This window comes from Oerskovia rustica, assembly GCF_014836555.1.
In the GTDB taxonomy this organism is placed as follows: domain Bacteria; phylum Actinomycetota; class Actinomycetes; order Actinomycetales; family Cellulomonadaceae; genus Oerskovia; species Oerskovia rustica.
Window position 1 is genome coordinate 43106 of record NZ_JACSQQ010000020.1, and the last position, 20352, is coordinate 63457.

Sequence of the window (20352 nt, forward strand, 5' to 3'; positions counted from 1 at the left end):
GGGGGGGGGGGGGGGGGGCCCCCCACCGCGAGCACGACGCCCACGAGGATGAACGGCGTGACCGTCCCGACCATCTCCCACGAACGGTTGCTGAGCGTGCCCGCGCCCCAGTAGCGCATCTTGTCGAAGACCTGCGGGTTGAGGAGCGTGATCCCCGACGAGATCCCGCCCAGGACCGCGCCGATCGAGATGCCGGCGAGCGTGAGCCGGACGGGTGTCGCTCCCCCGCGCCCGAGCGAACCGATGAGGTAGACCACGACGGTCGTCACGATCGCCCCGAGGAACGCGAACCAGATGTACTGCTGGATGTTGACGACGCCGAACGTCGCGACCCCGAGCACCACGGCGAACCCCGCGCCCGCGTTGACGCCCAGGATGCCGGGGTCGGCGAGCGGGTTGCGGGTCAGCGCCTGGATGAGCGCGCCCGAGAGCCCGAGCGCGACCCCGACCAGCAGGCCCAGGGCCGTGCGGGGCAGACGCAGGTCGCGCAGGATGACCACGTCGTTCGGGTCGGCGCCGGGCGCGCCGACGAGCGCGGACCACACCGAGGCGAGGGGGATCGTCTTGGAGCCCACGGCGAGGCTCACGAAGACCATGACGACCAGGACCCCCACGGCGACGAGCAGCCACGCGGTCCGCGTCGCGTTGGTCGCGGCGAGGCCGGGCGCCTTGTCGGGGGTGCTTGTCGCCCGGTCCTCGCCGGGTGGAGGACCGTCCTGGACGGGTGCGGGAGCGCGTTCGGTCGTCGTCATCTCATAGCCCCAGCGACTCGAGCTTGTCGAAGTACGCGTCGGTGATCTCTTCCTGGTCACGGTCCTCGTCCGCCCACAGGGAGTCGATCCACGCCTTCACGCTCGGGTCGAGGTTCTCCCAGCGCTCCTCCCACTCCTCGGCCTTCGCGGTCCAGTACCCGATGGTCTTGTAGGCCGTGACCGGCAGGCCGCGCTCGTGGCGCAGGTACTTGCGGACGGCACGCAGCACCTTGGTCTCGCCCGCGAACCAGACGTACCCGACGCCGTCGGGCAGGTCGATGCTCCGCAGGATCTCCTCGAGCCGGCACGGGCCGTGGCCGTTGCCGCCGTAGACCCACGCGATGTCGACGTCGGGGTTCACGGGGAAGGACTGTCGGTGGCCCGCGTCGGGGACCTCGACCACGACGCGCGTGCGCACGCCCGCCGGGGCCTGCTCGATCAGCCGCCCGACCGCGGGCAGGCCCGTCGCGTCCGCGAGGAGGATCTGCCAGGCGAGGTCCGCGGGCGGGTCGTACAGCCCGCGCGGGGAGTTGAGCCCGACGACGTCGCCCGGCTTCGCCTGCTGGGCCCAGGTCGCGGCGACTCCCCCGTCGTGGACGACGAAGTCGATCACGACCACGCCCGGCGCGGGCACCGCACGGACCGTGTAGGTCCGCATGGGCGACGCGACGACGCCCTCGGGGTAGTCCCACGAGTCCTCGGTCGCGAACGGCAGGACGGGCTCGGCCTCTCCCGGCGTGGGCAGGAAGACCCGCAGGTACTCGTCGCCGACGCCCGTGGACTCGAAGTCCGCGAGGCCCTCGCCGCCGAGCGTGACCCGGATCATGCCGGGGGTCAGGCGCTCCACGGCCACGACCTCGGCGCGGTGGATGCGCATCACGGCAGCAGCGCCTTCTCGACGACCTCGAGGAACGCGTACTGGCCGCTGGGCGAGCCGTAGATCATCTCGAGGTCGTGCACGGCGATGTTCCCGTTCGTGACGAACGGCAGCGACGTCCACAGGCCGTTGCCCGCGAGCTCGGCGAACGGGTCGGTGAGCTCGCCCGTCTTCTCGTCGGGGGCCGTCGAGGTGAAGACCCAGTCGATGCCCGCGAGCTGCTCGAGCTGCTCGGTGCCGAGCGTGGTGCCCTCCTCGCCCTCGGCGAGCGGCGTGATCTTCAGGCCGAGGTCGTTGAAGACGAGGCACGGCGTGCCGTAGCAGGACACGATGACCTCGCCGTCGCCGTAGCCGACCGGCCCGACGACCGGGTCGATGCCGGCCGCGGCGAGCCGCGCCTTCACGTCGTCGACCTTGGCCTGGTACTTCGCGGTCCAGGCGTCGTGCTCGGCGACCTTGTCGAACGCCTTCGCGACCTCGGCGAAGCTCTCGCGCCAGTCGCGGCCGTCGAACCCGTTGAAGCTGTACGTCGGGGCGATGTCGGGGAGCTTGGTCACGAGCTCGTCGTCGTAGCCCAGGCCGTTGAGGATCACGTCGGGCTTCGCGGCGAGGATCTCCTCGTAGTTGTACTCGGGGAAGTTCTCGAACGTCTTGATGCCCTCGAGCGCCTTCTGGTCGAAGAACGACGGGAAGCTCGTGTACCCCTGGGAGCGGATCGGCTGGGAGTCCGCGAGCGGGATGCCGAGCGTGATGAGCATGTCGAGGTCGGTCGTGTAGACACCGAGCGCGGCCTGCGGGTCGGTCGGGATCGTGGTCTCGCCGAACGCGCTGTCGACCGTGCGGGTCTCGGCCTCCCCGGCACCGGAGCCGGAGCCCGCGTCGGTGCCCGAGGCGCACGCGCCGAGCAGCAGGGCGAACGTCGCCGCGGAGGCGGCGCCCAGGGCTGAGCGGGCGGAGCGACGGGTGGTGCGTGTGGTCATGGGACGTCCTGGTTCGGGAGGGGCCGCGGGAGTCGCGGCCGGTGGGGCGGGGTGGCGGGTGGGCCCGGTGGGTCTGCGGCCGGGTGCGAGGGCCGACCGGGCGTCGGCACGGGACGCTGGCCGGAGGCTGGCACCTCGGCCGGGCTGCGGCCCAGGGTCAGAGCAGGCGTGCGGCCTCGCGCAGGTCTTCGGCGAAGACCTGGGCCGTCAGGGCGAGCCCGAAGTTGCGGTCGTAACGGAGCTCGGCGACGCGGCCCGCCTGGACGGCGGGCACGGCCTGCCAGGCGGGGTTGGTCGTCGCGGGGTCGTCGGGGTTCTGGAGGACGATCAGGTCGGCGCCGTGGAAGACGTCGAGGTTCTCGAACGAGTACCTCGACACCGAGCCGTTGCTCTGCCCGGCCTCGGGGAGCACGAGGTCCATGCCGACGTCACGGGCGATGCCCGAGCAGAAGCTGTCGGGCTCCTGGATCCAGAAGCCCTCCTCGTCGGCGCCCGCGATGACGACCTTGCGGTCCGCCACGAGCGGGGCGATCTCGGCGGCGACGTCTGCGACCGTGGCGTCGTAGGCGTCGATCGCCTCGGTCGCCTGCTGCTCACGACCGAACGCGGCGAGCTGGCGACGCAGCGACGCCTTCCAGTCGGGGTCGTCGTCGCCGACGACGAGGACGGGAGCGATGCCCTCGGCCAGCAGCTCGTTCTCCTGGTAGTAGTTCCACCACCCCGCGCCGACGACGAGCATGTCGGGCGAGTGGGACAGGATCGACTCCGCGTTGGGCTCGATGTTGGAGCCGCCGAGGCGCTCGACCCCCTGCGGCAGGTGCTCCATGAGGTGGCTCTCGTCGGACCACTCGGTCGCCACGATCGGCAGCCCCGCGAGCAGCGCGAACTCGAGCCCCGCGCGGGCCTCCAGGACGACGACACGCTCGGGGTGCAGGGGAAGGTCGGTGCGGTAGCCGTCGTGCTCGAACGGCTGGGTCTCCCCACCCGCGGCCGAGCCGGACCCGGCCTGTCCGTCGCCGCACGCGGCGAGGATCCCGGCGACCGTCAGGGCCCCGGCGCCGATCAGGAAGTCGCGGCGGGTGATCGCCGCGACGATCCGCTGCCAGTGCTCCTCGGCGACGGGCGGGCGCTCGGCGACCAGGGACGTCACGTCGGACGCGTCGGGACGGGCAGGCAGGACGAGGGTCACAGGGGCTCCCGGGCAGGGGACGGCGACGCGACAGTCCCCGTCAGAGGTGGTTAGGTATCCCTACCCTAACCAGGCTCGCGGCTCCGGGACCGGCCGATCGTCGCCACCAGCGGCCAGGGGATGTTCCGCATCGGCCCTCACCGAGGCCACGTACCAGCCCGGCGTATGACCGAGCACCCGCCGGAACGACTGCACGAACGCGCTCGGCGTCCGGTACCCGACCCTGCGCCCGACGGTCCCCACCGGCATCCCGCCCGCGAGCAGCCCGATCGCGACCCGGACCCGCGCGTGGATCCGCCACTGCGCGAACGTCATGCCCGTCTCCCGGTGGAACAGCCGGGAGAAGTTGCGCACGCTCACCGACACCTCGCGCGCCCACGCCTCAAGGGAACGCGTGTCGGCAGGGTCGTCCAGCAGACGCCTGGCGACCGACGCCAGGCGCGCGTCCGAGGGCATGGGCAGCACCATGGGCGTGACGTCCACGGGAGACAGGAGGTCGACGACGACGCGCTCGCTGCGCCGTCGGGCCGCCGGGGGCATGTCGCGCTGCGACAGGTGGACCATGAGCTCGCGCGCCGCAGGCGGCACCGAGACCGCGGTGGTGCGGTGCGCGCGGTCGAGGACCGCGACGAAGGGGTCCTCCGCGAGCACCTCGCCGGACGCGGGCGGCCCGGGCGACGCCGACACGTCCGCGTCCACGTACGTGCAGTAGAAGCCCGTGCCGCCGGCCGTCTGGACCGCGTGCGCGACCCCCGCCGGGATCCACAGGCCGATCGTCGGCGGGACCGCGAAGAAGCCGTGCTCGGTCTCGACGGTCAGCACGCCCTGCGTGCCCCACAGCAGCTCGTGGAACGCGTGCACGTGCACGGGCCACAGCCCCGGGGTGCTGGGCGGGAAGTGGGACGTCGACACGGACCGGACCTCGCGCGCGGCCGCCAGGAGCGCGGCGGCCTCGACGTCGTCGGAGTCACGCGGGTCGCCGGTGGTCTCGTGACCACCGCCCGGGAATCGGACGGACACGAGGGGGGCGGAGAGTTCCTGGCCGATGAGCGACATGATTGGGCAGGCTATCTCACATCGGCTCAGGAAGGTAAGCATTACCTTAGCAAGCATGCCCCTCCGACCTCGCCCTGCCGCACGCCCGGAGCCGGGCTCTCCTCCCCCGCCGGCAGCCGGCGACGCAGCGCCGACGACCGTCGGCGGCATCTTCCGTCTCGTCCTCGCGGGCGACCGGCGGTGGCTCCTGCTGACCGCGGGCGCGAGCGGCTTCATGGTCCACCAGGTCGCCGAGGCGCTCGTGCCCGTCCTGATCGGCGTCGTCGTGGACCGCGCGATCATGCCGCGCGACGGCGCCGCGCTCGGCCTGTGGCTCGGCGTCCTCGCAGCGGTCTTCCTCGTCCTGACCATGGCCTGGCGCATCGGCATGCGCTCGACCGTCCGCGCGTTCTCGTTCGCCGCACACGACCTGCGACAGCTCACCGTGGCGCGCGTCCTCGACCAACGCGGCATGGCGCACCGCCGCGCGGCGGGCGAGACCCTGACCATCGCGTCCTCCGACACGAACCGCGTCGCGGGGATCGCCTGGCTCGTCACGGGACAGCTCGGCGCGCTCGCCGCGATCGGCACGACCGCCGTGAGCCTCCTCCTCGTCTCCGTCCCGCTCGGCGTCGCGGTCCTCGTCGCGACCCCCGTGATGCTGCTCGTCATGCACCGGCTGTCCGTCCCGCTCGAGGCGCGCAGCGAGGCCGAGCAGGAGACCGCGGCGCGCGCGGGCGGACTCGCGACCGACCTCGTCACCGGGCTGCGCGTCCTCAAGGGGCTGGGCGCGGAGCAGGCGGCCTCCGACCGCTACCGCCGCGCGAGCCGCGGCTCCCTCGCAGCCGCGTTGCGCGCCGTCCGCTCCCGCGCCGCGTACCAGGCCGTCAGCGAGGTGCTCTCGGTGGTCTTCCTCGCGGTGGTCGCACTGTTCGCGGGCCGCATGGCGCTCGCCGGGCAGATCACCGTGGGCGAGCTCGTCGCCGTCGTCGGCCTCGCGCAGTTCGTCCAGGAGCCCATGTCCCGGACCGGGTTCCTGGGCGTCGAGCTCGCGCAGAAGCGGGCGTCCGCACGACGCCTGCTCCGCCTGCTCGGCGAGCCCACCGTCCACAGCTCCGCGGCCCGGCCTGTGCACACGGGTGCGGCGGGCGCGACGCCGTCGGGCGGCTCGATGACCGTCGCCGGAACCTTCGGCGGCTCCGCGCTCGGGCCCGTCACGGTCCGCCGCGGCCAGGTCGTGGGCATCGTCCTGCCCGACGCCGGAGACGCGGCCGCGCTCGTCGACGTCCTCGGGTGCCGCGCACCCGCCCCACCCGGGGCCGTCGTCGTCGACGGGACCGACCTCTCGACGCTCGACCCCGCGACCGGACGCACCCTCGTCTTCGCGGCCCGGCACGACGCGTCGCTGTTCAGCACGACCGTGCGCGACAACCTCGCGCCCGACGGTCCGCTCGACCCGCGCGCGCTCGACGCGTCCGGGACGACCGAGGTGCTCGGGCACCTGCCCGACGGCCTCGACACCCACCTGACCGGCCGCGGCCAGTACCTGTCCGGCGGACAGCGCCAACGCCTCGTCCTCGGACGGGCGCTGCACCGCCCCGAACCCGTCCTCGTGCTGCACGACCCGACGACCGCCGTCGACACCGTGACCGAGGCCCGGATCGCCGCGGGTCTCCGGGACCTGCCCGACCGAGCGCTGCTTCTCGTCACGACGAGTCCGACGCTCCTCGCGGTGTGCGACCACGTGGTGGTGGCCGTGAGCGGGGCCGCCGGAGGTACCGGGCTCGACGGCTCTTCCGATGCCGACGTCGAGCTGGTCGCCTCGTGAGCGCCCACGCCCCGAGCGTGGCGGACCGCGCCGCCCCGGCGCACGAGATCCTGCCCGTCGCCACGACCGCCGCGACCAACGCGGCCCTGTGGCGCATGCTCACACGACGCCGGTGGCTCTTCGCCGGGACCGTCGCGGTCCTCCTGGCCGGGTCCGTCGCAGGCCTCGCGACCCCCGCGCTGCTCGGGGCCCTGGTCAACGTCGTCGCGGAGGGCGGCGAGACCTCCGACCTCGTCCGCTACGCGCTGCTGCTCCTCGGGGCCGGCGTGCTGAGCGCGGGCCTCGGCTACCTCGGCCAGACCCTGCTCGCCCGGATCTGCGAGGGAGCGCTCGCCGACCTGCGCGAGGACGTCCTCGCGAGCGCGCTCGACCTTCCCCTCGAACAGGTCGAGCGAGCGGGCGTCGGCGACGTCGTCGCCCGCGTCTCGGGAGACGTCGACGCCGTGAGCGAGGCGATCTCGGGCGTGCTGCCCGCGGTCACGTCGGCCGCGTTCACGATCGTCCTGACGCTCGTGGGGCTCGGCGCCCTGGACTGGCGCTTCGCGCTCGCCGCGATCGCGGCCGCTCCCCTGCAGGTCGTGTCGCTGCGCTGGTTCCTGCGCCGCTCGGGCCCCGTGTACCGGGAGGTGCGCGTCGCCGAGGCGCAGCGCACCGAGCAGGTCATCGAGACCGTCGCGGGCGCGACGACGGTCACGACGCTCGGCCACGGCGACCGGCACGAGACGCTCGTCGCCCGGTCGTCGTTGCGGGCGATCGACCTGTCTCTGACCGGGATCGGGCTGCTCACCCGCTTCTACAACCGGCTCAACGTCGCCGAGCTGATCGGGCTCGGAGCCGTGCTGGCGGTGGGGTTCTGGCTCGTCTCCGGCGACGCCGTGACGGTGGGTGCGGCGACCGCGGCCGCGCTGTACTTCCACCGGCTGTTCGGGCCGATCGGGACGGTGCTGGGCGAGTTCGACGAGATCCAGAAGGCCGGCGCGGGACTCGCGCGGCTCGTGGGCGTGACGACGGCGACGGCGACGGCAGGGACCGCCGAGGGTGACGCCCTGTCCGCCGAGGGTGACCGGATCTCCGCCGGGGGTGACGAGAACCCCGCCCAGGGTGACCGCCCCGGACCGGCAGCCACCTCCCGGGGGACACGCTCCGCCGTCGCGCTCCGGGGCGTGACGTTCGCCTACACGCCGGGGCGCGACGTCGTGACCGAGGTCGACCTCGACGTCGCCGAGGGAGAGCACGTCGCGCTCGTCGGAGCGTCGGGGGCCGGCAAGACGTCGGTCGCGAAGCTCGCGATGGGCATCCACCGCCCGACGCGCGGCGCCGTGCGCGTCCTGGGCGAGGCACCGGGGCGACGCCGTCGGGCCATGAACGACTCCCCCGGCCGACGGCACGGCGCCGCGATGGTGAGCCAGGAGGTCCACGTCTTCAGCGGGACGCTCGCCGAGGACCTGCGCCTCGCGGCGCCCGACGCGAGCGACGCCGAGCTGACCGCGGCCCTCGACGCGGTCGAGGCGCACTGGGCGCACGACCTGCCGGACGGCCTCGCCACCGTCGTCGGTGCGGGCGGGCTCGACCTGTCGCCCGACCGCGCGCAACAGCTCGCGCTCGCGCGGATCGTGCTGCTCGACCCGGCGGTCGTCGTGCTCGACGAGGCGACCGCGGAGGTCGGGACCGACGGCGCCGCGGCCCTCGACCGGGCCGCACGGGCAGCGTTGTCGGGGAGGACCGCCGTCGTCATCGCGCACCGGCTGAGCCAGGCCCGGACCGCGGACCGTGTCGTCGTCATGGAGGCGGGACGGATCGTCGAGTCGGGGACGCACGACGCGCTGTGCGAGGCCGGTGGCCGGTACGCGCAGCTGTGGGCCGCGTGGGAGCGAGGCGCGGGAGACCGCCGAGGGTGACCTCCCCGAGCGCCGAGGGTCACCCTCGGCGACCGTGAGCGTCACGGCAGTCGAGTACGTCACCTTCGGCGGGCTCGCACGTCACCCCCGGCACCCCGAGCGCTACCGTGTCGGACATGGGTTGGGAAATGTGGTTGGGGGTCGCGGCGGTCGCCATCTCCGCCATCGCGCTCACCGTCGCGATGACTGTCTGGTCGCAGCAGCGACGCCGACGTCGCCTCGACCCCCCGCTCGCGGTCACCGAGGCCCTCACGGAGGATGTCGGCCAGCTCATCGCGTTCGTCGCGAACCCGTCCAAGCCCGCCGTCGCGAACCTCGAACGGACGGTCCGGCGCGTGTGCGCCGAGGCCGACCTGCCCGAACCCCTGTGGCTCGAGACCACGATCGAGGACCCTGGCGTCGGGCAGACCCGCGAGGCCCTGGCCCGCGGCGCCGACATCGTCGTCGCGGTCGGCGGCGACGGCACGGTCCGGGCCGTCGCCGAGGGCATGGTCGGCACGGGCAAGCCCATGGGCCTGGTGCCGCTCGGCACGGGCAACCTCCTCGCACGCAACCTGGACCTGCCCGTCGCCGACCCGGACGAGGCCCTGCGCATCGTCGTCGCGGGTGCGGACCGCGTGATCGACGTCGGGTGGGCGCGTGTCCTGGAGTTCGCGCAGCCCGACGGCGCCGCGCGCGACCCCGCACGGACCGGCACCCCGGGAGCGGGTGCGGCCGGCGACGGCGCGACCGGTGATGCCCCCGGGACGGGCGAGGCGGACGAGGCCGGCACCGGGACCGGGACGGCCGGCGCAGACGACGCCCTCCCCGAGCAGGACACCGAGACCGCGCACATCTTCCTCGTCATCGCGGGGCTCGGCTTCGACGCCGCGATGGTCGCCGACGCCGACGCGACCCTCAAGGCCAGGGTCGGCTGGGTCGCGTACTTCGTCGCGGGCATCCGCCACCTGCACGGTCGTCGCCTGCGCGCCCAGATCCAGCTCGACGACACGCCCCCGGTCCACGCCAAGCTCCGCACGCTGCTGGTCGGGAACTGCGGCAAGCTGCCGGGCGGCATCACGCTGCTGCCCGACGCGGTGCTCGACGACGGCATCCTCGACGTCGCCGCGATCGACACCCGGGGCGGGGTCGTGGGCTGGGCGCAGCTGTTCGGCGACGTCGTCATGCAGGGCTTCGGGGTGCGCAACGACCTGCCTGCGAAGATCGGCCGGATCGACCACGCGCGCGCCAAGCGCGTCCGGGTCCGTGTCGAGGGCGGCGAGCAGGCGCAGGTCGACGGCGACCTCCTGGGCCGGGCCGTCGAGCTCGAGGCCTGGGTCGAGCCGGGCGGTCTGGTCGTGCGGACCGCCTGACCGGCAGGCATCATTCGACCTGACGTACCGACCTACCGAGGAGCACCGCCCAGATGACCGCACTGCAGGACGCCGCTCGTCCGCCAGGTCTGGCCCCCTCGACCCGCACCCTGCTCAGCCTGGCCGCCGCCGTGATCGTCCTCGCGGGGGTCTACTTCGCGCGCAGCCTGTTCGGCCCCCTGGCACTCGCTGCGGTCGTGGTCATCATCGTGCAGCCTGTCCGGGCCCCGCTCCAGCGGCGCGGGTGGCCCCGGTGGGCGGCCACGACCGCGACGATCGTCGTCGCCTACCTGATCCTGGGCGCGCTCGCGGCGCTCCTCGCGTTCGCGGGCGTGCAGTTCGCGGACCTCGTGGGGCAGTACCTCGACGACCTGTCGGCCATGGTCTCGCAGGCCACGACATGGCTGGAGTCGTTCGGTGTCGAGGGGCAGGTCACGGACGCCGTGACGTCGTGGCTCGACCCGAGCACGATCGCGGGCTTCGCCGCGACGATCGGGGGGACCGTCATGTCGGTCCTCACGGCCTTCTTCTTCGTGCTCGCCTACGTGATCTTCATGGCGGCCGACGCGACGCGCTACCAGGACGCGCGCTCGCGCTTCGGGGGGCAGCGCCCCGCGACCCTCGACCGCATCACGGCGTACAACTCGGGCGTCCGCCGCTACTTCGTGGTCAACGCGTCGTTCGGTGCGGTCGTCGCGATCATCGACGGCCTGGCGCTGTGGTGGATGGGGGTCCCGGCCCCGGCGGTCTGGGCGATCCTCGCGTTCGTCACGAACTTCGTCCCCAACATCGGGTTCGTGCTCGGTCTGGTCCCGCCGGCGGTCATGGCGCTCGTCGTGGGCGGTTGGCCGCTCGCGCTGGGCGTGGTCGCCGTGTACTGCGTCGTCAACGTGGTCCTGCAGGTCCTGGTGCAGCCCAAGTTCGTGGCCGACGCCGTGAACCTGAGCCTCACGCTGAGCTTCTTCTCGGTCGTGTTCTGGACGCTCGTCATCGGCCCGCTGGGTGCGATCCTCGCCATCCCGCTGACCCTGCTCACCCGGGCGCTCGTCATCGAGGGCGACCCGGGTTCCGGCTGGCTGCGCTACCTGTCGGGCGACACGGCGGCGGCCCCGCCGCCGGCTCGGCCCGCGGAGCGAGCCGCGCGCGCCGAGCCCACCGATCCTGCCGCCCCGACCGGACCCGCCCCCGACAGGGGCTCACCCGCGACGCGAGGCCTCACCGAGGACGACGACGGCGCCGCACCGCAGCCTGACGCGCCGGGCGGCAGTGGCCAGAGCGCTCCCGGCAGGGACTGACCGGCAGCACGACGCCGACCCCACCGGATCGGCCCTGCCCTCGTCCAAGGTGCGCCGACCGTGTGGAGGATCGGTGACCGCGCGCCCGCTTCGGCGGGTCACCCGCGGCGACCCCCGTACGCTGGTCCGGTGACGAAACCGGCCCCCGTACAGACCACTCGTCGCACCCGTCGCCGCGGGTTCGTCGCACTGCTCCTCGCACTCACGGCGCTCGTCGGGACGGCGCTGCCCGCAGCAGCGGTCGCCGCGACCCCGACGGCCGGCGAGCCGGCGACGAAGCCGACGGTCGTCGTCGGGATCGGTGGGCTCCACTGGTCCGACGTGAGCCAGACGTCCACCCCGACCCTGTGGACGATGCTCCGGGAGGGGTCCGCGGCGTCGATCTCGGTGCGGACCGCGACCACCGTGACGTGCCCGGTCGACGCCTGGCTGACGCTCTCGACGGGCGGCAAGCCCCTCCCGCCCCAGCCCGTCCCGAGCGACGACCCCGACCAGCTCCCGCCCGACCCCGAGTCGGACGAGTCCGGCTCGTACGTACCGCTCGACTGCCTCCCGATGCCGACGGTCCAGTCGAGCACCCCCGGGACGGTCGGTCCTGGGCAGGTCGTCGGGTGGGAGTCGCTGACCGTCGACCCGACCGTGGAGTCGTCGCCCCCTGTCACGCACGCCATGACCGGGACGCCGGGAACCCTCGGCACGCGGATCTCGGCGACGGGGGCGTGCTCGACGGCCGTCGGCCCCGGCGGGGCGATCGCGCTCGCCGACGAGACCGGTGCCGTCTCGCGGTACGCGACCGACCTGACTGCTCTGTCGCCCGAGGACCTCACCCGGTGCCCCGTGACGGTCGTCGACCTCGGCGAGCTCCCGTCCGACCCGACGGAACGGCGTGAGGCCCTCCAGGGCCTCGACGAGACCTTGAGCCACCTGGTCGACACCGTGCCCACGGGGTCGACGGTCGTCGTCGCCGGGGTCTCCGACACGCCGGTCGAGGCGCACGGGCTCCAGGTGGTCGTCGAGTGGCGCAAGGGGACGACCACGGCCGGCTGGCTCGCCTCCGCCTCGACCCGTCGGCCCGGGATCGTCACGCTCGCCGACCTGGCGGCGACCATCGGGGCGAACGCGGGAGCGGACGTCTCCGACCTGCAGGGGTCCCCGCTCGAGGTCGACGAGAAGCGCCGCATGAGCACGGAGCGCACGGTCGAGAACCGTCGCTACCTCACCGAGATGAGCAACACGTCGACGTTCGTGATGCCGATGTTCGTCGGGGCCGTGGTGCTCCTCGCCGCGGCGGCGGTCGGCGGGGTGCTCCTGGGTCGACGCCGCCGTGCGGGCGTGGGCCCGGTCGCGACGCGACTCGCCGTGGCGGCCCTGCTGCTCGCCGCGACCGCTCCGGCGGGGGCGTACCTCGCGGCCCTGTCCCGGTGGTGGGTCTCGTCGGCACCGACCTTCACGGCGGCGCTGTGGTGCGTCGTCGGGACGGTCGCGGTCGCGCTCGTTGCCTGGTTCCTCTCGCGTGCGCTGCCCCCGGGCCGGTGGCGGCTCGCCGCGTCGGCCGCGGGCATCACGTGGCTCATCCTGACGGTCGACGGGCTCACGGGCACGGTGCTCCAGCAGGGCTCGATCCTCGGGTCGACACCGTCCCTCGGGGCGCGCTTCTACGGGTTCGGCAACATGACGTTCGCGGTCTACGCGGCCAGCGCGCTCGTCCTCGCGGGTGCTGTCGCCGCCTGGCTCGGTGCCCTGGGCCGACGCCGTGCCGCGATCGTCGCGACGTCCGTGATCGGGGTCGTCACGGTCGTCATCGACGGGTGGCCGGCCTTCGGTGCCGACTTCGGGGGCATCATCGCTCTGGTCCCCGCGTTCACGGTGCTGGTGGTCGGGGTCGCGGGCGCCCGGTTCACCGTGCGACGGGTCGCTGCGGCGGCCGTCCTGACGGTCGTCGTCGTCGGGCTCGTGGCCGCGATCGACTGGCTTCGACCGGGCAAGCCCTCGCACCTGGGCACGTTCTTCGGAAACGTCCTCGACGGCGACGCTCTCGGGGTGATCGCGTCCAAGGCCGCAGGCGCCTGGGCCACGGTCGCGAACCTCGGGGGCGCCGCGGTGACGCTCCTGTGCGTCGCCGCCTGTCTCGTGCTCGTGGGGCCGGTCCGCTTCCGCCCGGCCGGGCTCCGCGCGCAGTACGAGACGTGGCCTCACCTCCGGACGACCGTGGTCTCGGTGGTGACGGTCGCCGTCGTGGGCACCCTGGCCAACGACTCGGGGATCGTCGTCGCGGCGTTCACCCTGGTCATGGCGGCATGCCTGCTCGGCGCCGCGTGGTTCGCCGACGGTCGACCGGGCACGGAGGTCGTCGACCCACGGACCGACGCCCCCGTGCGGCGCATGCCCGCCGTCGTCCTCTCCGTCGGTGGGGCGCTCCTCGCCGTCGTGCTGCTCGCCCTCGTCGTGGTCCCGGCCCCGAAGAGCCTCCCCGCGGCCGGTGCGGTGCCTTCGGGACGGGGCGAGCTCGTCGCCGCGCCGGGCACGCCCGTGGTCGTCGTCGGGACGTCGGGCGTGCGCTGGACGGACCTCTCCCCCGCGGTCACCCCCACCTTGTGGGGCATGATGCGCGACGGCGCGAGCGCAGGCGGCATCTCGCCCGGCGTGACGGGCCGCAGCGGGCAGTGCGCCGGGGCGGGCTGGCTCGCGCTCTCCGCCGGCCGCGCGCCCGTGACCGGCGAGGTGCAGGACGGGACATGGGGGTGCGCCCCGTGGCGCGTGGAGCCCGCAGCACCCGCCGACGACGGGTCCACGGAGCCGGCTCCCGCCACGGTCTCCGGCTGGGAACCGCTCACGACGCTCCAGGCCTCCTCGGAGTTCAAGCCTCGTCTCGGGGTGCTCGGCGACCAGCTCGCCGACGGCGGGGTGTGCGCGACCGCCGTCGGCCCCGGGGCGGCGCTCGCGCTGGCCGGCACGGACGGGAGCGTCGAGCGCTACCTCGGGGTCGAGCAGGCTCTGGCGGACCCGGCCGCTGCCTTCTCCTGCCCCGTGACGATGGTGGACGCGGGCGCTGCGCCGTTCGGCACGCTGCCGACCAGCGACACCGGCGAGACCAGCGACGTCGGTGACGTCGGTGACGTCGGTGACGTCGACGAGACGGTCGACGGCGAGCCGGCCGAGCCGGCCGTCACCGCCGAGGAGGCCGAGGCCGCCGCCGAGGCCCAGACGAAGCTGCGCGAGACCCAGCTCCGCGCGATCGACTCGACCGTCCGGCGCGTGCTGCGGGCCAGCCCGACGCCCGCGACGGTCCTCGTCGTCGACGTCGGGAACCCTGCGGGCGCCCGCCCCACGCTCGGGGTCGCGCTCGCCGACGCGGCCGGCGAGTCCACACCACGGTTCCTCTCCGCCGCATCGACCAAGTGGGAAGGCGTCGTGCGCCTGCTCGACGTCCCGACGACGGTCCTCGACGCGGCGACCGTGCCTCAGCCGTCCCAGTTCACCGGTGCGCCCCTCGTGTCGTCGGCACCGCGACCCACCGACGTCGCGACGTCCGTCGACCAGCTCGCCGACCTGACCCTGCGCGACCACGCGCTGCGCGGGGTCGCGGGAAGCGTCACGACGATCCCGCTGTGGATCGCGCTCGCGATCCTCGCCGCGGCCCTGTTCCTGGTCCCTCGGCTGGCCACCAAGCGCCCCCGGTCCGCGCAGGTCGCCCGACGGGTCGCCGACGGCACCCTGCTGTTCCTCGCCGCGATGCCCGCCGGGCTCTTCCTCATGACGACCTGGGCATGGTGGCGCTTCTCCGCGACGAGCGCCGCGATGTGGGCCGCGATGATCGGCTGCACCGCGATCGTCGCCGGCATCGGCGGGCTCGCGCCACGCCGCCCGACCTGGGCGGGCCCTGCCCTGATCGCCGGCATCACGTTCGCGGTCCTGACCCTCGACGCGGTCCTCGGGACGCCCCTGCACAGGGGGAGCCCGCTCGGCCCGTCCCCGACGCTCGGCGGCCGGTTCTACGGCTACGGCAACCCGACCTACTCGGTGTACGTCGTCGCCGCGCTCTTCACGGCCGCGGCGGTCGCGACGATCCTCCTGCGTCGCGGGCACAAGGTCATGGCCGTCCTGGCCACGGCCGGGATCGGCGCGGTCGCGACCGTGGTCGACCTCTGGCCGACGCTCGGGGCCGACGTCGGCGGCGGGCTCGTCCTCGTGCCCGCGTGCGCGGTCCTCGTGCTCCACGTCGCGAACGTCCGGGTGACGTGGCAGCGGCTGTTCCTGATCGGCGTCGCCGGAGTGCTGCTCGTCGGTGTGATCGGGGTGCTCGACTGGATGCAGCCCGTGGCCGAGCGCTCGCACCTGGGGATCTTCGTGCAGTCCGTCATCGACGGCACGGCCTGGGAGACGATCGCCCGCAAGGCCGGGTACGCCCTGCGCACGGTCACGAGCGGCGTCCCGGCCTGGCTCACGCTCGTGATCGTGATCGCGACCGCGCTCATGCTGTGGCGCACCCTCCGCTGGAACCCGAGGTGGTTCGCGCGGACCGAGGAGCAGTGGCCGATCCTGCGGCCGCTGCTGCTGGCGCTCCTGCTGGCCGCCCTCGGCGGGGCCGTCGTCAACGACTACGGGGTCCGCATCGCGACGGTCATGCTGTTCACGGCGGTCCCCCTCGTGGGGCTGCTGGCCCTGCGGAGCGCGCCCGTGCTCCCGGGGGACGAGTCCGCGCGGACGGGAGCGGCGTCGTCGGGCGTCACGCCTCCCCTGCCCGACGACGCAGCCGCCCCCGGCGACGCGGCTGAACCTGCGGCGTCGGGCAGGTAGGACGACGAAGCGCCCGGGCGGAGACCGCCCGGGCGCTTCGTCGTGAAGGACTACTTCGAGTGCTTGTTGCCGCTCAGCGCGTCGATCGCGCTGCGCACGCGCCGCGCCCCGACCGCGAGCTGCACGTCGCGGTACTGGTTCGCGCGGTGGATCTGACCCTTGAGGTCCGAGCCGGACGGCCGGTGGTGCAGGTCGCACGGCACCTCGACCGCGACGTACCCCTTGCGGAGCAGGTCGATCGTCAGGCCGGTCTCGACGCCCCAGCCGCGGGCGAGCGGAGTCGCAGCCTCGAAGGCCTCCCGTGTCAGGCAGCGCATGCCCGACAACGGCTGCGTGGGCGTCCACCCCGTCATCGACTGGATCGCGCGGCGCGCGGCGCCCACCACGATGCCGCGGCCACCCGCACCGGGCTGCGGCGGGAGCAGGGCGATCGACATGTCCGCGGCACCGTTGAGCACCGGGTCGACGAGGGGCGACGTGTTGACGGCCGTCTCCCCCAGGTCGCCGTCGATGAAGAGCAGGAGGCGCGCGGGCCGGTCGGCGACGTCGCGCATCGCGACGACCGCGGCGCCCGTCTCCATGGCCGCGGCCTTGCCGCGGTTGTGCGAGTGCCGCACGACGACGGCGCCCGCCTCGCGCGCGACGTGCTGGGTGCTGTCCTCGCTGCCGTCGTCCACGACCAGGACCAGGTCCACGTGGGGGATCGCCTTGGCCGCGCGGACGGTCGCCGCGATGCGGCGCGCCTCGTCCTTGGCGGGGATGATCACCGCCACGCGCTGCTTCTGCCGTCCGCCGCCTGGAAGCGGCGCGGGACGCGGGGTCTTGGCCACCGGGAGCGCGTGCGTCCCGTTCGCGGGGACGCCGACGGTCTCGCCGGTGGTTCCGGTGGTGGTGTTCTTTCCTGACTCGGTCGACCGATGGTCCGCGTTCACGCCGTCCAGCCTAGTAGTGCAAAGAGTTTCCCGCAGTTTGCCACACTCTTGGTGGCAAAGTCACGGCCGCCCCCGGGAACGGTGTGCCCGGGTTCTTGACGAGGTATTGCTGCCTGCGCCCGCTCGGCGGTCGGTCGCGACGTCGCGACCGTGCCGAGAGCACGCACCCTCGGGGCGTGCCCGGGGTGACGCCGGAGAGCGCAGGCGAAGGGGGCGTCAGCACCCGGGCGCCGTACCGGCGCCGCCCGGGTGCTGTCGCCCCCTGCCGAACCTCTATGCCCTCGGCGCCGAGATCAGCGCAGCGTGACCTGACGGGACACGATGCCCGCCCGCGCACGGCGCTCGTTCGCGTCGAGCGGCTCGGTGACCGCGAGCGCCGCGTCGAGCTTCGCCTTGAGCTCCTTCGCGGGCTCCTCGACGTCGGCCGCCTCGGTGCCGCGCGGCAGCTCCCACACCGGGACCAGCAGACCGCTCGAACGGAACGCGCCGACGAACTTGCCACCACCGAGGCCCGACTCCCGCTTGGCGTGCAGACGTGAGATCGCGTCGATCAGCGCCTCCTCGCCCACGGGCCAGGCCCAGCGCAGGAACTCGCGGCTCATCGAGCACCAGTAGGCCGACTCGACCGAGGAGAGCTTGACCGTGGGGACGATCGACTCCGACGCCTGGTCGAGCGACGCCTTGAGGTCCGGCGTGACGTCCGTCGAGGGGTCGAGCCAGAACGAGAAGTCGTCGTGGACCGTGACGTCGAACGGCACCGACAGGTCCAGGACGTCCTGCAGGCGCGGACCCGGGCCGGGCAGCTCGCCCAGCTCGATCGACGTGCCCGGCTCGGCCTCGATGGCCTCCAGGAGGGCGGCCGCGAGGTCGCGGCTCGTGTCCCCGGACCCTGCGATGGTCTGGAGGGCCAGGAGGATCGTGCCGTCCTGGCGGTGCAGCGCGGCCCACCCGGCGGGAAGGACCGTCACCACGAGGACGTCGCGCGCACCGAGCTCCTTCGTCGTGCGGGCGGGTGCCGAGGCCGACGGGACGACCTCTCGCAGGGCGACCCAGTCGGTCTCCCCGGGGAGGCCCTCGAAGGGGCGCAGCACGAAGTCGGGCGTCGAGTTCTTGGCCATGGGGGAAGTGTAGTAGGACCGAAGGGCACGGCCGAGATGACGCTGCTGCGGTCCCGGCACGGCAGGTCTGCCGCGGCGTCCTCTACCGCTCGACCGGGAACCCTCGCTGCGACCACGCGACCATGCCGCCGTCGAGGTTGGTCGCGTCGAAGTCGCCCTGGTTGAGCCACGCCGCGGCGCGCGCCGACCGGCCGCCCGAGTGGCAGATCACGAGGATCGGCACGTCGGGGTCGAGCTCGCCCCAGCGGACGGGGAGCTCGCCGAGGGGGATGTGGACGGCGTCGGGCACGTGGCCCGCGTCCCACTCGTCCTGCTCGCGCACGTCGAGGAGCACGACGCCCTCGGGGACGGGGTGCTCGGCGTCGAGCTCGGACACGTCGGTCGTGGGTACCTGAGGCGGGAACATGGTGACCAGCCTACGTTTCTGACGAGACGTCGTCGGGCCGCGTTCACGGGCCAGGGGTGCCGACCATGCGGTTGCCGCTCGTCGACCATGCGGTTGTCGTCCAGATCCGGCCCGATCATGACGACGACCGCATGCTCGGCACCGCAACCGGGGCGGCACCGACACCCCCACCAGTGGCAGGATCGGTCCATGGACCCACGCGCCGGTACGCCCGCCCAGCCCCAGGACCTCATCGACGTGGACGCCGTGGTCGGCGCCTACTACGACCTCTCCCCCGACGTCGACGATCCCGCGCAGAAGGTGGTGTTCGGGACGTCGGGCCACCGTGGGTCGAGCCTGGACCACGCGTTCAACGAGGCGCACATCGTCGCGATCACCGCGGCCATCGTGGAGTACCGGCGTTCGCAGGGCACCGACGGCCCCCTGTTCATCGGCCGCGACACGCACGCCCTGTCGCTGCCCGCGTGGCAGACCGCGATCGAGGTCCTCGCGGCGGCGGGCGTCCAGACGTACATCGACGCTCGTGACTCGTACACGCCGACGCCGGCCGTGTCGCAGTCGATCCTGTTGCACAACGGTGCGGCCACCGAGGAGGGCGTCCGCACGAGCGGCCCCGCGCTCGCGGACGGCATCGTCGTGACGCCCTCGCACAACCCGCCGCGCGACGGCGGCTTCAAGTACAACCCGCCGCACGGCGGCCCGGCGGACTCGGAGGCGACGGGCTGGATCGCGGACCGCGCGAACGAGATCCTGCGCTCGGGCGTCGGGCAGGTCCGGCGCGTCCCGTTCGAGCGCGCGCTGACGGCGGACACCACGCACCGGCACGACTTCCTGACGGCGTACGTCGACGACCTGGCCTCGGTCCTGGACCTCGACGCGATCCGCGGCGCGGGCGTCTCGATCGGCGCCGACCCGCTGGGCGGGGCGTCGGTCGAGTACTGGGGCGAGATCGGTGAGCGCTACGGGCTGGACCTGACGGTCGTGAACCCGCAGGTGGACCCGCGCTGGGCGTTCATGACGCTCGACTGGGACGGCAAGATCCGCATGGACTGCTCGTCGCCGTACGCCATGGCCTCGCTCGTGCAGAAGATGACGGACCCGGACGCGACCTCGACGTTCGACATCGCGACGGGCAACGACGCGGACTCGGACCGCCACGGGATCGTGACCCCGGACGCGGGCCTCATGAACCCCAACCACTACCTCGCGGTCGCGATCGACTACCTGTACGGCGGGGCCCGCCCGGGGTGGCGCCCGGACGCCGCGATCGGCAAGACGCTCGTGTCCTCGTCGCTCATCGACCGGGTCGGCGGTGGGCTGGGGCGCCGCGTCGAGGAGGTGCCGGTCGGGTTCAAGTGGTTCGTCCCGGGCCTGCTCGACGGCACGGTCGGGTTCGGCGGCGAGGAGTCCGCAGGCGCGTCGTTCCTGCGCAAGAACGGCGGGGTGTGGACCACGGACAAGGACGGCCTGCTCCTCGCGCTGCTCGCCTCGGAGATCCTCGCGACCACCGGGAAGACCCCGTCGCAGCACCACGCCCGGCTGGTCGAGAACTACGGCGAGTCCTGGTACGCCCGCGTCGACGCCCCGGCCTCGCTCGAGGAGAAGTCGGCGCTCGCGAGGCTCAGCCCGGAGCAGGTCACGTCGACGACGCTCGCGGGCGAGGAGATCACCGCGAAGCTGACGACGGCGCCGGGCAACGGAGCGGCGATCGGCGGCCTCAAGGTCACCACGGAGAACGCGTGGTTCGCGGCGCGCCCCTCGGGCACGGAGAACGTGTACAAGATCTACGCCGAGTCGTTCGTCTCGGCCGAGCACCTGACGCAGGTGCAGGACGAGGCCAAGCAGGTCGTCTCGGACGCCCTGGGCGGCTGACGCAGGAGGTGGGGTGGGGGG

The 20352-nt window shown here is 73.7% G+C and carries 14 protein-coding genes; 6 read left to right on the forward strand and 8 right to left on the reverse strand.

What is annotated here, in order from left to right; genetic code table 11:
• The 5 genes from H9652_RS19825 to H9652_RS12660 form a co-directional block, all read right to left on the reverse strand.
• On the reverse strand, window positions 1-752 hold a 752-nt coding region (locus H9652_RS19825; RefSeq protein ID WP_225228179.1), incomplete at its 3' end, for an iron chelate uptake ABC transporter family permease subunit.
• A gap of 1 nt (window position 753) precedes the next feature.
• Complete coding sequence (locus H9652_RS12645; protein WP_191796596.1) at window positions 754-1629, reverse strand: siderophore-interacting protein; 876 nt, start codon at window positions 1627-1629, stop codon at window positions 754-756.
• Window positions 1629-2609, reverse strand: coding sequence for an ABC transporter substrate-binding protein (locus H9652_RS12650; protein WP_191796565.1), 981 nt, complete (start codon window positions 2607-2609; stop codon window positions 1629-1631). Before H9652_RS12650 ends, H9652_RS12645 begins: the two co-directional genes overlap by 1 nt.
• A 157-nt stretch (window positions 2610-2766) precedes the next feature.
• Entirely contained in the window at window positions 2767-3798 is a 1032-nt protein-coding gene (locus H9652_RS12655; protein WP_191796566.1) for an ABC transporter substrate-binding protein, read from the reverse strand.
• 60 nt (window positions 3799-3858) lie between these two features.
• Window positions 3859-4854, reverse strand: coding sequence for a helix-turn-helix domain-containing protein (locus H9652_RS12660; protein ID WP_191796567.1), 996 nt, complete (start codon window positions 4852-4854; stop codon window positions 3859-3861).
• A gap of 55 nt (window positions 4855-4909) precedes the next feature.
• Here H9652_RS12660 and H9652_RS12665 point away from each other — a divergent pair, with 55 nt between their 5' ends.
• The 5 genes from H9652_RS12665 (at window position 4910) to H9652_RS12685 (ending at window position 16003) form a co-directional block, all read left to right on the forward strand.
• Window positions 4910-6661 carry an ABC transporter transmembrane domain-containing protein gene (locus H9652_RS12665; RefSeq protein WP_191796568.1) on the forward strand — a complete coding sequence of 584 codons (1752 nt, stop codon included), beginning with the start codon at window positions 4910-4912 and terminating at the stop codon, window positions 6659-6661.
• A complete protein-coding gene (locus tag H9652_RS12670) occupies window positions 6658-8559 on the forward strand; it encodes an ABC transporter ATP-binding protein (protein WP_318244153.1) in 1902 nt (633 codons plus the stop codon). Before H9652_RS12665 ends, H9652_RS12670 begins: the two co-directional genes overlap by 4 nt.
• A gap of 116 nt (window positions 8560-8675) precedes the next feature.
• The gene (locus H9652_RS12675; protein ID WP_191796569.1) at window positions 8676-9911 is read left to right on the forward strand and encodes a diacylglycerol/lipid kinase family protein; all 1236 of its coding nucleotides are present in this window, start codon (window positions 8676-8678) and stop codon (window positions 9909-9911) included.
• Between the two features lie 53 nt (window positions 9912-9964).
• Entirely contained in the window at window positions 9965-11206 is a 1242-nt protein-coding gene (locus H9652_RS12680; protein ID WP_191796570.1) for an AI-2E family transporter, read from the forward strand.
• A gap of 129 nt (window positions 11207-11335) precedes the next feature.
• The gene (locus H9652_RS12685; protein ID WP_191796571.1) at window positions 11336-16003 is read left to right on the forward strand and encodes an alkaline phosphatase family protein; all 4668 of its coding nucleotides are present in this window, start codon (window positions 11336-11338) and stop codon (window positions 16001-16003) included.
• A 50-nt stretch (window positions 16004-16053) separates the two neighbouring features.
• Here H9652_RS12685 and H9652_RS12690 read toward each other — a convergent pair whose 3' ends face one another.
• The 3 genes from H9652_RS12690 to H9652_RS12700 all read right to left on the reverse strand — a co-directional run bounded on the left by H9652_RS12690 (window position 16054) and on the right by H9652_RS12700 (window position 18459).
• The gene (locus tag H9652_RS12690; protein ID WP_191796598.1) at window positions 16054-16833 is read right to left on the reverse strand and encodes a glycosyltransferase family 2 protein; all 780 of its coding nucleotides are present in this window, start codon (window positions 16831-16833) and stop codon (window positions 16054-16056) included.
• 395 nt (window positions 16834-17228) lie between these two features.
• Window positions 17229-18053, reverse strand: a complete 825-nt coding sequence (locus H9652_RS12695; RefSeq protein ID WP_191796572.1) for a DUF5926 family protein — start codon at window positions 18051-18053, stop codon at window positions 17229-17231.
• An 82-nt stretch (window positions 18054-18135) separates the two neighbouring features.
• A complete protein-coding gene (locus tag H9652_RS12700; protein ID WP_138826601.1) occupies window positions 18136-18459 on the reverse strand; it encodes a rhodanese-like domain-containing protein in 324 nt (107 codons plus the stop codon).
• 189 nt (window positions 18460-18648) lie between these two features.
• Between H9652_RS12700 and pgm the strand changes: the two genes are divergently transcribed.
• Window positions 18649-20331: a phosphoglucomutase (alpha-D-glucose-1,6-bisphosphate-dependent) gene (gene pgm / locus H9652_RS12705; RefSeq protein ID WP_191796573.1), complete on the forward strand. Its 1683-nt coding sequence runs from the start codon at window positions 18649-18651 to the stop codon at window positions 20329-20331.
• Window positions 20332-20352: the final 21 nt, after the last annotated feature.

What these genes read in the sequence shown, in the direction of transcription:
- H9652_RS12645 (WP_191796596.1), bottom strand. Translation starts at nt 1,629, where the DNA reads ATGCGCATCCACCGCGCCGAGGTCGTGGCCGTGGAGCGCCTGACCCCC.
- H9652_RS12665 (WP_191796568.1), top strand. Translation starts at nt 4,910, where the DNA reads ATGCCCCTCCGACCTCGCCCTGCCGCACGCCCGGAGCCGGGCTCTCCT.
- H9652_RS12695 (WP_191796572.1), bottom strand. Translation starts at nt 18,053, where the DNA reads ATGGCCAAGAACTCGACGCCCGACTTCGTGCTGCGCCCCTTCGAGGGC.
- H9652_RS12650 (WP_191796565.1), bottom strand. Translation starts at nt 2,609, where the DNA reads ATGACCACACGCACCACCCGTCGCTCCGCCCGCTCAGCCCTGGGCGCC.
- H9652_RS12675 (WP_191796569.1), top strand. Translation starts at nt 8,676, where the DNA reads ATGGGTTGGGAAATGTGGTTGGGGGTCGCGGCGGTCGCCATCTCCGCC.
- H9652_RS12700 (WP_138826601.1), bottom strand. Translation starts at nt 18,459, where the DNA reads ATGTTCCCGCCTCAGGTACCCACGACCGACGTGTCCGAGCTCGACGCC.
- H9652_RS12660 (WP_191796567.1), bottom strand. Translation starts at nt 4,854, where the DNA reads ATGTCGCTCATCGGCCAGGAACTCTCCGCCCCCCTCGTGTCCGTCCGA.
- H9652_RS12680 (WP_191796570.1), top strand. Translation starts at nt 9,965, where the DNA reads ATGACCGCACTGCAGGACGCCGCTCGTCCGCCAGGTCTGGCCCCCTCG.
- pgm (WP_191796573.1), top strand. Translation starts at nt 18,649, where the DNA reads ATGGACCCACGCGCCGGTACGCCCGCCCAGCCCCAGGACCTCATCGAC.